This window comes from Sphaerimonospora sp. CA-214678, assembly GCF_050942215.1.
Taxonomy (GTDB): domain Bacteria; phylum Actinomycetota; class Actinomycetes; order Streptosporangiales; family Streptosporangiaceae; genus Sphaerimonospora.
In genome coordinates this window covers 3070525-3081595 of the sequence record NZ_CP192056.1, presented here as the reverse complement: position 1 = coordinate 3081595, position 11071 = coordinate 3070525, and the positions used below count along the sequence as shown (strand labels likewise).

Here is an 11071-nt window from a genome sequence, read left to right as displayed (position 1 = left end):
CCGGCATCGGGGCTCATCGGATCGGCTCCTGCACCGCGATCAGCTTGGTGCCGTCGGGGAAGGTCGCCTCCACCTGCACCTGGCTCAGCATCTCGGGGACCCCGTCCATCACCTCGTCGCGCCGCAGCAGATCCCGCCCGGCCTCCTCCAGGTCGGCCTTGGTACGCCCGTCACGGGCGCCTTCGAGGAGGAAGGAGGCGATCAGCGCGGTCGCCTCGGGGAGGTTCAGCCTGAGCCCGCGTTCCCTGCGCTCCTGTGCGAGCCTGGCCGCCGTGTAGATCATCAGCCGTTCGCGCTCCGGCAGACTGAGGAGCATCGCGTCCTCCCCGTTTCGCCCGGGAGACCACCCGTGCCTCCCGCCCGCGCGGCGCCCACGACACGTGGGGCCGTCACGCTCGCCCTACCCCCGGGCGGGACGGACAACCACCACGTCAGCGGGACGGACGGCGATCGCGGATCCCCCTCCGAGTAGCCTGGGCGTCGTGGCCGAGCCGTACCTGACGATCAAGAACATCATCGAGCACGAGACCGAGGTCCGCCGTTCGCGGTTCATCTGCGCGATCGCGCCGGTGGAGACCGAGGAGGCCGCGCGGGAGTTCATCGCCGGGCGCAGGCGGCGGTACGCCGACGCCACGCACAACTGCACGGCGTACGTCATCGGGCCGGACCTGCGCAAGGCCGACGACGACGGCGAGCCCGGGGGCACGGCGGGCACGCCGATGCTGGAGATGCTCACCCGGCGCGGCTTCGCCGACGTCGTGGCCGTGGTCACCCGCTACTTCGGTGGCGTGCTGCTGGGCGCGGGGGGACTGGCCCGTGCGTACGGCGGCGCGGTGGGGGAGACGCTCGACCGGGCCGAGAGCGTCGAGATGGTCCCCGCGACCGTCGCCGCCGTGACGATCGACCACGCCCACGCCGGACGACTGGAAAACGATCTGCGCGCCTCGCCGTACCCGCTGCGCGGCGTCGACTACGGCGCGCGCGTCACGTTCGAGGTCGCGGTGGCCCGTGACGCGATGCCCGGCTTCGAGGAGTGGCTGGCCACGGTGACCGCCGGCCGTGCCACCGTCCGTTCCGGCGGCACGACCCGTCTGGCCCGGACGCGAAGCCGTACGGCGCCGCGCTGACCCGTCCCGCTGTCGCGGACCGGAGGCTCAGCCTTCCAGGGCGTACCGCATGACGCGGAACTTCGCCCCGGCCTCGGCGAGTTCGGCGGCCGGGTCCGACCCGGCCATGATGCCGCAGCCGGCGAACAGCCGGGCCCGGCGGCCGGAGATCTGCGCGCAGCGCAGCGCGATGCCCCACTCGCCGTCGCCGCGGGAGTCGATCCAGCCGACGGGGCCCGAGTAGCCGGCGCGCTCCATGCCCTCCAGCTCCCGGATGACGCGCAGGGCCGCGCCGGTGGGGGTGCCGCCGACGGCGGCCGTCGGGTGCATGGCGGCCACCACGTCGAGCACGGAGGCGCCGTCCGACAGCCGCCCGGTGACCCGGCTGGCCAGGTGCTGCACGTTCGGCAGCATCAGCAGCTCCGGTCGTGCCGGCACGTCCAGCGTGGAACACAGGGGAGCCAGGGCGTCCCGGACCGAGGCGACGGCGCAGGCGTGTTCGTGGCGGTCCTTGCCCGAGGCGTACAGCGCCGCGCCGCGGGAGGCGTCCTCGGCCGGTCCCGAGCCGCGTTCCGTCGTGCCCGCGAGGACCAGCGACTCGATCGACCGGCCCGTGTGCCGGACCAGCAGCTCGGGCGTCGCCCCGGTCAGTCCGTCCACGCAGAACGCGTAGCACTCGGGATAGCGGGCGGTCAGCCGCGACAGCAGCACCCGGATGTCGATGTCACGCTCGGCGACGGCGGTGAGATCGCGGGCGAGCACCGCCTTGTCCAGTTCGCCGCCCCTGATCCTGTGCACGGCCGCGGCCACGGCCTGTTTCCACTCCGGGACGGTCAGCGTGCCGTCGCCGTACCGGATGCGCCCCGGCCCGACGCGCGGTGTCACCGGCACGGACGCGGTCTCGCCGATCGTGGTGAGCCAGGCCCGGCCGTTCCTGCGGGCGAGCACGACACGCGGGACGATCAGCGTGGACCCGGCAGCGTCGCGGTCGAAGGTGAACGAGCCGAACGCCACGGGTCCCGAGCCGGGCACGCCGACCTCGTCGTCGATGCTGGCGAGGTCGAAGAGCATGCCGAGCCACTCCCGGGCCCGGTCGAAACGGTCCGGGCCCGGTGGAAGCACCGTACGTGCCGCCTCTCCCCAGCCGACCAGACCTTCGCCATGCCTGACCCAGGCGTACGGCATGACATCCGGCAGACGGGTAACAAGATCGCCAGGATCGCTCACCGCGACCGTGCGAACCACGAGGGGGCGGATAAGGGCGACACTCACTCAATTCACTTTACGCACGATCTGACCGTGGTTCGTCCCGGACCCCCGATGGTCGGCCGTCCACCAGGCCCGAAGTGCCTGCGTCAAGCGCGGATAGGAACTCGGTCAGAGAATCGCCGGATTCCCCGAAGGAGATGGAGCGCGCCCACGGTGATCCCTACGTTGGGTCACCCGGAGGTGTTCATGATCAAGAAGATCACGTCGTTCCTGGCCCTTTCCGTGCTGCTCGCGCCGGGAACGGCCCATGCCGGGCGTCCGCCGGCGGCGGCGCCGCCCGCGCCTCCCAGGGTGCTGGCGGCGCTGGGAGACTCGATCAGCGCGGGGTTCAACGCGTGCGGCTGGTACGTCCCGTGCACCTCGCGGTCGTGGTCGTCCGGGGACGGCGCAGAGGTGAACAGCCACTACCTGCGCCTGCTCGCGCTCGCGCCGGACCTGAAGGGGCACAACCTCAACCTCGCGGTCCCCGGGGCGACCAGCGCCGATCTGCCCGAGCAGGCCCGGCGGGCGGTCGACGGCCGGGCCGACTACGTCACCATCCTCGTGGGCGCGCAGGACGTGTGCGCCGAGTCGCCGGAGCTCATGACCCCCGTCGACACCTACCGGCGCCGGATCGACGAGGCACTCGACGTGCTGCGGCCGACGGGGGCACGGGTCTTCATCGCCAGCATCCCGGACCTGAAGCGGCTCTGGCAGATCGGCAAGGACGACCGCTGGGCCCGTGTGTTCTGGACGATCGGCCGGACCTGCCGGTCGATGCTGGCCAAGCCCGGATCCATGGCGAAGGAGGACCAGGCCAGGCGCGACGAGGTGCGCGACCGGGTGATGGACTACAACGAGCAGCTCCGGCAGGCCTGCCGGCGGTACGGCCCGGCCTGCCGCTACGACGGCGGCGCGGTCTTCGCCTTCCCCTTCACGCTCGAGATGCTGAGCGGCTGGGACTTCTTCCACCCCAACGAGGCCGGTCAGCGGGCGCTCGCCCGGGTCACCTTCGCCGCCGGCTTCTTCGCCGATGCGAAGGCGTGACCACGCGGCGGTCACAGCCGGCCCTGGTGGCGGGCCGCCTCGATCCGGTTGCGTGTGCCGGTCTTGCCGATCGCCGAGGACAGGTAGTTGCGCACGGTGCTCTCCGACAGGTGGAGCCGGGCGGCGATGTCGGCGATGGTCGTCCCGTCGGCGGCGGCGGACAGCACGTCACGGCCCGGCATCTCGATGTCGAGTAGCGCCACGTCGGGCCGGGTCGCCAGTGCGGCTGCGGCCACCTCCTCGCCGGAGGAGACCTGGGCGACGACCTCGATGTCGTCTTCGAGGCCGAGCAGCAGGGCCAGGGCGCCGCGCATCATGCCCTGATCTTCGGCCAGCAGCACCTTGATCACGTCTTGTCCTCCCCGCGCGGAACCGTCACACGCAGCAGAAAGCCCCCGCCGGGCAGCCGGTCGGCCGCCAGAGTGCCGTCGAGCGCGGTCACCCGCTCCCGCAGCCCGGCCAGCCCGTTGCCCCGAGCCCGGCCCTGGCCGGGTCCGCCGCCGTCGTCGCGGATCTCCAGCACGAGATCGTCGCCCACGTGCAGCTCGACCGCGCAGGCGGTGGCGCCGCTGTGCCGGATGACGTTGGTGACGCCTTCCCGCACGGCCCAGCCCGGCAGGGCGTCTGTCTCCGGCGTGAGCCCCCCGCGGCCGGGACGCGGACGTCGGCGGCGATGCCGGCGTCGGCCGGCGCCGTACGGGCGGAGTCGAGTTCGGCGGCCAGGCCGCGCCCCCGGTAGCCGGTGACGGCGGCCCGCACCCCCGGTCGGCCGCCGGGAGGTCCCCCCGCGGGGTGGTTGGCGGGGGGCGAGCGCTCTCCGCTACCTTGCTCATATGAACACCTCTTCAGATGAGCATGCGTTGGCGGTGGACGCGTGCGCCGCCCGCGTGGTCGACGCCGACCGGGTCGCCGCCGTGTGCGAGCGGATGCCGGCGGCCGCCGATCTGGCCGACACCGCCGACGTCTTCGGCCTGCTGTCGGATCCGAACCGGCTGCGGCTGCTGGTGGCGCTGCTGGAGGGGGAGCTCTGCGTGTGTGATCTGGCCGCGGTCAGCGGGCTGAGCGAGTCGGCGGCCTCGCACGCGCTGCGCCTGCTGCGCGCGCACCGTATCGTGGCGGTGCGCCGCGCCGGGCGGATGGCCTACTACCGGCTGGAAGACCCGCATGTGCGGATGCTGCTGGATCTGGCGCTGGCGCACACGGAGCACACCGAGATCCTGCATCCCGAACGCGACGGGGGTGAGTGATGGGCGCCGGCCACGGGCACGGACACGCGGGGGCCCGGCACCGATGGCGGCTGGCCGTCGCCTTCTGCCTGGTGGGTGCGTTCTTCTTCGTCGAGTTGGGGTACGGCCTGGTCTCCGGGTCGCTGGCGCTGCTGTCGGACGCCGGGCACATGGCCGCCGACGTCGTCACGCTCGGCGCCGCGCTGGTGGCCACGCGCATCGCCGCCCGCCCGGACACCACCGGCCGGCGCAGCTACGGCTCCTACCGCGCCGAGGTGTTCGCCTCCCTGCTGGCCGTGATGATGATGCTGGGCGTCGCCGTATACGTGGTCATCGAGGCGATCGGGCGCATAGGCGCCCGGGCGGAGGTGGCCTCGGGTCCGATGCTCGTGGTCGGCTCGATCGGCCTGGCCGTCAACCTCGCCGCGCTCGCGATCCTGCGCGCCGGGGCGGGGGAGAGCCTCAACGTCAGGGGCGCCTATCTGGAGGTCATGGCCGACACCGCCGGGTCCGTCGGCGTCATCGCGGCCGGCGCGCTGGTTGCGGCCACCGGGCAGGCGCTGTGGGACACGCTGGTGGCGCTGGTCATCGGCGCGTTCGTCGCCGTCCGGGCCGTCTCGCTGGGCCGTCAGGTGTTCGCCGTGCTCGGCCAGCACGTGCCGGAGGGCATGGACCCCGCGGCCGTGGCCGCCGATCTGGCCGCCATCGACGGCGTCAGCGACGTGCACGACCTGCATCTGTGGACGCTCACCTCCGGCATGCACGTGGCCACCGCCCACCTGGTCACCGTCGACCCGCACGACAACCACGCGGTCCTGGACCGGGCCCGCGACCTGCTGCTGCGCCACCACGGCGTGGCCCACGCCACCCTCCAGGTCGAGCCGGCCGACCACCGCGGCTGCGACGAACTCGGCTGGTGACCCCTTGCCCGCGGCGATTGCCCGATTAGTCTTGGTTGTGATGGATCAACGCGATACAGGGGGCTTCGCGGCATGGGCGGGACAGTACGGGCGGTCAGCAGCAGCGGCGAATACACGTTCACCAAGCCGAATCGGAGCAGCATCACGTTACTCGCGGGGATCGGCGTGGAGGGGGACGTGCACGCCGGCGTGACGGTGAAGCACCGCGTCCGGCTCGCGCAGGACCCCACCCAGCCCAACCTTCGCCAGGTCCACCTCATCCACGAGGAGCTCTTCGCTGAGGTCGGCGGGAAAGGGTTCCGGGTGGCGCCGGGCGAACTCGGGGAGAACATCACCACCAGTGGAATCGACCTGCTCGGCCTGCCCGTGGGCACCCTGCTGCGCTTCGGGGACGAGGCGGTCGTGGAGGTCACGGGGCTGCGCAACCCCTGCCGGCAGATCGACGACTTCCAGGACGGACTGCTGAAGGAGGTCGTCGGCCGGGACGAGCACGGCGGCATCGTCAGAAAGGCGGGGATCATGGGCGTCGTGCGCGAGGGCGGCGTGGTGCGGCCCGGCGACGCGATCGTCGTCGAGCTGCCCGCGGGACCGCACCGGCCCCTCGACCGGGTCTGATCGGCCCGCGCCACGCCGTACGACAGCCCCGGCCGCGGACGCGCCCGCGAACCCGGGCGCGGTCGAGGGCGGAACGCCCCCGTGCGGCCCCCGCCCGCTCGTCTGTCCGCGAACACCGGCCCGGTGGAGATCCCGGCGTGTCAGAATGCCGGTATGGCAGCCGCGGACCGATCAGTGGTCATCGACATCCGGACCCGCAGGGCGGGTGGGAAGCACGGTTCCGAGATCCCCGACGGCCCCGGCCCGCTGCTGCGCGAGGTCTACGGGGAGATCCTCCGCGACGAGCGGCTGGACCAGGACCGTACGCTCCACGACGTGGCGCGTACGGTCGGCATGTCCAAGCAGTATCTGTCGGAGGTCGAGCGCGGGCGCAAGGAGCCGTCGTCGGAGATGCTCCGTTCGGTGTGCGACGCGCTCGGGCTGCCGGTCGAGCACCTGCTCACCCGCGCCGTCCGGCGGATCACGGCGTCGCGCCGGATCGCGACCCGCCGGCCGTCCGAGGCGCCGCGGGTGGAGCTGCTGGCGGCGTGAGCGCTACACCGCCTCGCGGGTGACGATCAGCTCGTCGGCCAGGCCGTACTCGACGGCCTCACGGGCGTCGAAGACCCGGTCCCGGGCGGTGTCCCTGCGCAGCCGGGCGACGTCGACCCCGGTGTGGGCGCTGAGAATCTCCTCGGTCTGCGCGCGCACCCGCATCACCTCGGCCGCCTGCAGAGCGAGATCGGAGATGGTGCCCTGGCCCTGTGTGTACGGCTGGTGCAGCAGCACACGGGAGTGGGCGAGCATGAACCGCCGTCCGGGCGCGCCGGCGGCGAGCAGCACGGCGGCGGCCGAGGCCGCCTGGCCCATGCAGTACGTCGCGACCCTCGCCCGCAGGAACCGCATGGTGTCGTAGATCGCGAGCATCGCCGTCAGCGACCCGCCGGGGGAGTTGATGTAGAGGTTGATCTCCTGGTCGGGGCTCTCCGCTTCCAGGTGGAGCAGCTGCGCCATCACGACGTTCGCGACGCCGTCGTCGATCTCGGTGCCGAGGAAGACGATCCGCTCGTTGAGCAGCCGGCTGAAGACGTCGAACGACCGCTCCCCGGCGGGGGTCCGCTCGACCACGTGCGGGATCATGTACTGGCTCATGAGGAGAACCCCATCAGGTTGGGCGCCGCGTACGGCGCGAGGCTGTGGAAGGAGTCGACGATCTGGTCGATGATGCCGTAGTCGCGAGCCTGTTCCGGGGTGAACCAGCGGTCCCGGTCGCTGTCGGCGGCGATCTCCTCGACCGTCCGCCCGGTCTCCGCCGCGAGGATCTCCTCGGACTGCCGCTTCATGTACTCGAGGTTCTCGGACTGGATCGCGATGTCGATCGCCGTGCCGCCGATGCCGGCCGACGGCTGATGCATCATGATCCGGCTGTGCGCGAGGCTGATCCGCTTGCCGTGGGTGCCGGAGGCCAGCAGCACCTGCCCCATGCTCGCCGCGAACCCGAGCGCGACGGTGACCACGTCGTTCGGGACCAGCTTCATCGTGTCGTAGATCGCCAGCCCGGCCGACACCGACCCTCCGGGCGAGTTGATGTACAGGATGATGTCGCGCTCGGAGTCCGCCGTCGCCAGCAGCACCATCTCGGCGCACGCCCGCTCGGCCATCTCGTCGTCGACCTCTCCGGTCAACAGCAGGGTCCGCTGCTGGAACAGCCTCTCGTTCAGCCGGTCTCGGTAGCTCATGCTCGGTGAAACACGCATGGCGCATTTGTAACCGCCGCGCACCCGCCGGCCGCCGATATGTCTGCTGAGGGCAGATCGGGACGCCGCCGCCCGCCGCTTCAGCGGGCGTCAGCCGGTCCGGCCGGCGCGGCGGTAGCCGTACATCGCGTAGAGGCCGAAGACGACCAGCCAGGCGGTCGGCATGGCCGTCTCGCGCGCCCCGGGGGCCGCTCCGAACGCGACGTGCCAGGACAGGGACGCGTAGCCGTTGGACGGGGTCCACTCGGCGAGGGCGCGCAGCCAGGACGGGAATCCGCTGACCGGCACCCACAGCCCGCCCACGATGGACAGCCACCGCCAGGGGGCGAGCGTGACCTGGTTGACCAGCGCCCCGGTGAGCAGCACGGCGGCGATGCCCGGCACGACCCCGATGGCGCCGGTGACGACCTTGCCGGCGATCACCTGGGCCGGGGTCAGCGGGGTGAGGCGGAGCCGGCGCAGCCATCCCGCCGCCCGGTCCTCGGCGATGCCGCTGCCGTTGTTGAACGCCGCGCCGAGCGCGAGTTCGAGGACCCGGTCGAGCGGCAGCGGCGCGGGATAGGTGCCGGCCACGAAGGTGAGCAGCTCGCGTACGGTGACCCGTCCGATCAGGCCGCCCTCCTGCGGCATCGCGCCCACCAGGCCCTGCCGTACGGCCTGGCCGGGATCGAGGCCGAACAGGGCGGCGCGTCCGGAGTCGGGCGCCAGCAGGCCGAGCAGCGGACCGATCGTCGTGGATTTGCCTGCTCCGTTCTGACCGAGCAGGGCGACCGTCTGACCCCGGGGGATGGTGAGCGCGATCCCGTCGACGGCGCGTACCGGACCGAAGTTCCTGGTCACCGAGGAGAGCAGTACGGCCGGGCTTTCGTCGCTTCGCGTGCTGGAAACGATAGGAACCGGCCGCCCGGCCGAGTAGATCGAACGATCCGCTTTCCGGCAGGACATTTGTCCTGCCCAAACTAGTTAATCTCCACTGTAAAGGAGGCGGGTTGTCTATGCGAACACGTCACAGGAGCGTGAGCTGCTCCGAAGCGGGACGATGCGGTCGCCCGGGCCGGTCACGGCGGGTTCGAGTGCCATCGGATCGGGGACGCCGGGCATCGCGCGGGGTGGCGCGGCCGATCCCGTGGCGCTCGGCGAGCTCGGCCACCTGCCGGGTGATCCGCTCTTGGTAGGCCCTGGGGGCGTACGCGCCCCTGCCGTACAGCTCCAGGTAGCGGGGAACGAGCCGGGGATGCTCGCGGGACAGCCAGGCCAGGAACCATTCGCGGGCGCCGGGCCGCAGGTGCAGCACGATCGGGGTGACGTGCGCGGCGCCGGCCTCGGCGATCCGCCGGACGGTGTCGGACAGCATGGCGGGGGAGTCGGCGAGGTAGGGAAGGATCGGGGCCATCAGCACGCCGCACCGGACGCCGTGGTCGTTGAGCGTGGCGCAGACCTCCAGCCGCTTGCGCGGATGCGGCGTGCCCGGTTCGACCTGCCGCCACAGGCCCTCGTCGGCGAAGCCGACCGAGACGGCCGTGCCGACGTCGGTCACCTCGGCCGCCTGGGTGAGCAGGTCGAGGTCGCGCAGGATCAGCGAGCCCTTGGTCAGGATGGAGAAGGGGTTGGCCGCGTCCCGCAGCGCGGCGAGGATGCCGCGCATCAGGCGGTAGCGGCCCTCCGCCCGCTGGTAGCAGTCGACGTTGGTGCCCATGGCGATGTGCTGTCCGGCCCACTTGGGCGCGGCCAGCTCCTTGCGGACCAGCTCGGCCGCGTTCACCTTCACGACGATCCTGGAGTCGAAGTCCCGTCCCGCATCCAGATCCAGATATTCATGCGTTTTCCGGGCGAAGCAGTAGACGCAGGCGTGGCTGCAGCCGCGATAGGGGTTGATCGTCCACTCGAACGGAACGCGGCTCGCGCCGGGGACGCGATTGATGATCGAGCGCGCGTGGATCTCGTAGAACGTGATGCCCCGGAACTCGGGGGTGTCGAAGGTCCTGGCGACCGCACCGCGCGCGATCAGCGGCACGGCCTCGCCGTCCCGCTGATCGGAACGTTCCAGTTCGTCGCCCCGTCGCCCGTCCGGGCCTTGATCGTCAAGACGTAGGTGATCCCAGCGCACAACTCCATTAGAACAAGATTTCGATCCCGATCGCAAGTTTCAACCCCAGGCAAATAGCGTCCCTGGAAACGGCTAACGATCTTGAACGATGGGCAGAAAGTCGGCACACACCTCGCGTTCTGGAGAGTTGCGCCATGGCCTGGTCGCAGGACGAAGAGCGAATGCTTGCGATGATCGAGCGGCACCTCACCGACGAAGACCCCAAATTGGCTGCCAGGATCGAGTCCTTCAACCATCGGGTGGAACGGAGGGAGCACGGCGGCCGGCGACGGCCGGCCGATCCGTCCGCCGACGGGGCCGGGAGCCGATGGCCACGCCGATCCACCCTGATCATCACGCTGAGCTGGGTGCTGATCGTGGTGTTGATCACGGCCCTGCTGATCATGGCTCTCCAGCACAACGCGGCCGCCCTCGCGCTCTGATCCGCCGACTGCGATGGCCGGTTTCCGCCAGCGTTCGTCGTCGGGGGAGGACGATGCTCGGAAACATGGATTTCGACATCCGGGCCATCGGGCCCGTTGTGGCGGACCGGTTGAGGAACGTGGACGACGCGGGCCGCGAACCACGGAAGATCACCGACATGGCGGGCGGCAGCCCGCTGCGCTGCTGTCTTCGACGCTCGCTCCCCGGCGAGGAGATCGTGCTGGTCTCCTACGCGCCGCTTCGCCGCTGGGCGGCCGAAACCGGCGCCGATCCCGGTCCGTACGAGGAGCTGGGGCCCGTGTTCATCCACGCCGGCCCGTGCGCGAGCCCGCTACCGGGTTATCCGGAGGAGATGGGAGGGCCGCTCCGCGTGTTCCGCGCCTACCGGGCCGATGGATCGATCCTCGGCGGCCGGTTGGTCGACGAGCGTCGCTCGGCCGATCCGGCGACGGCGTCCGCGCTGCTGGGGTCGATGCTGGACGACCCGGAGGTCGCGTTGATCCACGCCCGCGCCGTGGAGTTCGGCTGCTTCCTGTTCGAAGTCCGCAGCGCCGGATCCTGACCGGGCCCCGCCGCCGGGCACGCGTACGTGCCGCGCACGCCATGTCCCGCCTCCGTGACGGCGGGGCCGATCATCGCGATG

Annotated in this window: 16 protein-coding genes; 8 read left to right on the top strand and 8 right to left on the bottom strand. The window is 71.6% G+C overall.

The features are described from left to right. Nucleotides 1–13: 13 nt before the first annotated feature. A complete protein-coding gene (locus ACQP1K_RS13955) occupies nucleotides 14–316 on the bottom strand; it encodes an urease subunit gamma (protein WP_433501319.1) in 303 nt (100 codons plus the stop codon). 166 nt (nucleotides 317–482) lie between these two features. On the opposite strand from ACQP1K_RS13955, the gene ACQP1K_RS13950 reads away from it, so the two are divergent. After that, the gene (locus ACQP1K_RS13950; RefSeq protein WP_433501318.1) at nucleotides 483–1127 is read left to right on the top strand and encodes a YigZ family protein; all 645 of its coding nucleotides are present in this window, start codon (nucleotides 483–485) and stop codon (nucleotides 1125–1127) included. A gap of 27 nt (nucleotides 1128–1154) precedes the next feature. Here ACQP1K_RS13950 and ACQP1K_RS13945 read toward each other — a convergent pair whose 3' ends face one another. After that, a complete protein-coding gene (locus ACQP1K_RS13945; RefSeq protein ID WP_433501317.1) occupies nucleotides 1155–2378 on the bottom strand; it encodes an isochorismate synthase in 1224 nt (407 codons plus the stop codon). 150 nt (nucleotides 2379–2528) lie between these two features. Here ACQP1K_RS13945 and ACQP1K_RS13940 point away from each other — a divergent pair, with 150 nt between their 5' ends. Continuing rightward, the gene (locus ACQP1K_RS13940) at nucleotides 2529–3401 is read left to right on the top strand and encodes an SGNH/GDSL hydrolase family protein (protein ID WP_433501316.1); all 873 of its coding nucleotides are present in this window, start codon (nucleotides 2529–2531) and stop codon (nucleotides 3399–3401) included. Nucleotides 3402–3412: 11 nt separating this feature from the next. On the opposite strand, the gene ACQP1K_RS13935 is transcribed toward ACQP1K_RS13940, so the two are convergent. Together ACQP1K_RS13935 and ACQP1K_RS13930 are read right to left on the bottom strand one after the other, a co-directional pair. Next, a complete protein-coding gene (locus tag ACQP1K_RS13935; protein WP_433501315.1) occupies nucleotides 3413–3751 on the bottom strand; it encodes a response regulator transcription factor in 339 nt (112 codons plus the stop codon). Then, nucleotides 3748–4005: a sensor histidine kinase gene (locus ACQP1K_RS13930; protein WP_433501314.1), complete on the bottom strand. Its 258-nt coding sequence runs from the start codon at nucleotides 4003–4005 to the stop codon at nucleotides 3748–3750. Before ACQP1K_RS13930 ends, ACQP1K_RS13935 begins: the two co-directional genes overlap by 4 nt. A gap of 229 nt (nucleotides 4006–4234) precedes the next feature. On the opposite strand from ACQP1K_RS13930, the gene ACQP1K_RS13925 reads away from it, so the two are divergent. The 4 genes from ACQP1K_RS13925 to ACQP1K_RS13910 all read left to right on the top strand — a co-directional run bounded on the left by ACQP1K_RS13925 (nucleotide 4235) and on the right by ACQP1K_RS13910 (nucleotide 6693). Then, a complete protein-coding gene (locus ACQP1K_RS13925) occupies nucleotides 4235–4648 on the top strand; it encodes an ArsR/SmtB family transcription factor (protein WP_433501313.1) in 414 nt (137 codons plus the stop codon). Next, on the top strand, nucleotides 4648–5547 hold the full coding sequence (locus tag ACQP1K_RS13920) for a cation diffusion facilitator family transporter (protein WP_433501312.1): 900 nt from the start codon (nucleotides 4648–4650) through the stop codon (nucleotides 5545–5547). Before ACQP1K_RS13925 ends, ACQP1K_RS13920 begins: the two co-directional genes overlap by 1 nt. Nucleotides 5548–5619: 72 nt before the next feature. Then, nucleotides 5620–6162 (top strand): MOSC domain-containing protein, encoded by a 543-nt coding sequence (locus ACQP1K_RS13915; protein ID WP_433501311.1) that lies wholly within the window; start codon nucleotides 5620–5622, stop codon nucleotides 6160–6162. Between the two features lie 153 nt (nucleotides 6163–6315). Beyond that, entirely contained in the window at nucleotides 6316–6693 is a 378-nt protein-coding gene (locus tag ACQP1K_RS13910; RefSeq protein ID WP_433501310.1) for a helix-turn-helix domain-containing protein, read from the top strand. Nucleotides 6694–6696: 3 nt separating this feature from the next. On the opposite strand, the gene ACQP1K_RS13905 is transcribed toward ACQP1K_RS13910, so the two are convergent. The 4 genes from ACQP1K_RS13905 to ACQP1K_RS13890 form a co-directional block, all read right to left on the bottom strand. Next, the gene (locus ACQP1K_RS13905) at nucleotides 6697–7293 is read right to left on the bottom strand and encodes a ClpP family protease (protein WP_433501309.1); all 597 of its coding nucleotides are present in this window, start codon (nucleotides 7291–7293) and stop codon (nucleotides 6697–6699) included. Beyond that, nucleotides 7290–7898: a ClpP family protease gene (locus tag ACQP1K_RS13900; protein ID WP_433501308.1), complete on the bottom strand. Its 609-nt coding sequence runs from the start codon at nucleotides 7896–7898 to the stop codon at nucleotides 7290–7292. The genes ACQP1K_RS13905 and ACQP1K_RS13900 overlap by 4 nt, the downstream gene beginning before the upstream one ends. A 90-nt stretch (nucleotides 7899–7988) precedes the next feature. Further along, nucleotides 7989–8738, bottom strand: coding sequence for an ATP-binding cassette domain-containing protein (locus tag ACQP1K_RS13895; RefSeq protein ID WP_433501307.1), 750 nt, complete (start codon nucleotides 8736–8738; stop codon nucleotides 7989–7991). Nucleotides 8739–8904: 166 nt separating this feature from the next. Then, entirely contained in the window at nucleotides 8905–10005 is a 1101-nt protein-coding gene (locus ACQP1K_RS13890) for an Rv2578c family radical SAM protein (RefSeq protein ID WP_433501306.1), read from the bottom strand. A 134-nt stretch (nucleotides 10006–10139) separates the two neighbouring features. Between ACQP1K_RS13890 and ACQP1K_RS13885 the strand changes: the two genes are divergently transcribed. Together ACQP1K_RS13885 and ACQP1K_RS13880 are read left to right on the top strand one after the other, a co-directional pair. Beyond that, nucleotides 10140–10427: a DUF3040 domain-containing protein gene (locus ACQP1K_RS13885; protein ID WP_433501305.1), complete on the top strand. Its 288-nt coding sequence runs from the start codon at nucleotides 10140–10142 to the stop codon at nucleotides 10425–10427. Nucleotides 10428–10492: 65 nt separating this feature from the next. Beyond that, nucleotides 10493–10990 (top strand): DUF1203 domain-containing protein, encoded by a 498-nt coding sequence (locus tag ACQP1K_RS13880; protein WP_433501304.1) that lies wholly within the window; start codon nucleotides 10493–10495, stop codon nucleotides 10988–10990. Nucleotides 10991–11071: the final 81 nt, after the last annotated feature.

Coding starts and splice junctions, on each gene's coding strand:
- ACQP1K_RS13880 (WP_433501304.1), top strand. CDS start 10,493: ATGGATTTCGACATCCGGGCCATCGGGCCCGTTGTGGCGGACCGGTTG.
- ACQP1K_RS13915 (WP_433501311.1), top strand. CDS start 5,620: ATGGGCGGGACAGTACGGGCGGTCAGCAGCAGCGGCGAATACACGTTC.
- ACQP1K_RS13905 (WP_433501309.1), bottom strand. CDS start 7,293: ATGAGCCAGTACATGATCCCGCACGTGGTCGAGCGGACCCCCGCCGGG.
- ACQP1K_RS13885 (WP_433501305.1), top strand. CDS start 10,140: ATGGCCTGGTCGCAGGACGAAGAGCGAATGCTTGCGATGATCGAGCGG.
- ACQP1K_RS13925 (WP_433501313.1), top strand. CDS start 4,235: ATGAACACCTCTTCAGATGAGCATGCGTTGGCGGTGGACGCGTGCGCC.
- ACQP1K_RS13910 (WP_433501310.1), top strand. CDS start 6,316: ATGGCAGCCGCGGACCGATCAGTGGTCATCGACATCCGGACCCGCAGG.
- ACQP1K_RS13955 (WP_433501319.1), bottom strand. CDS start 316: ATGCTCCTCAGTCTGCCGGAGCGCGAACGGCTGATGATCTACACGGCG.
- ACQP1K_RS13900 (WP_433501308.1), bottom strand. CDS start 7,898: ATGCGTGTTTCACCGAGCATGAGCTACCGAGACCGGCTGAACGAGAGG.
- ACQP1K_RS13920 (WP_433501312.1), top strand. CDS start 4,648: ATGGGCGCCGGCCACGGGCACGGACACGCGGGGGCCCGGCACCGATGG.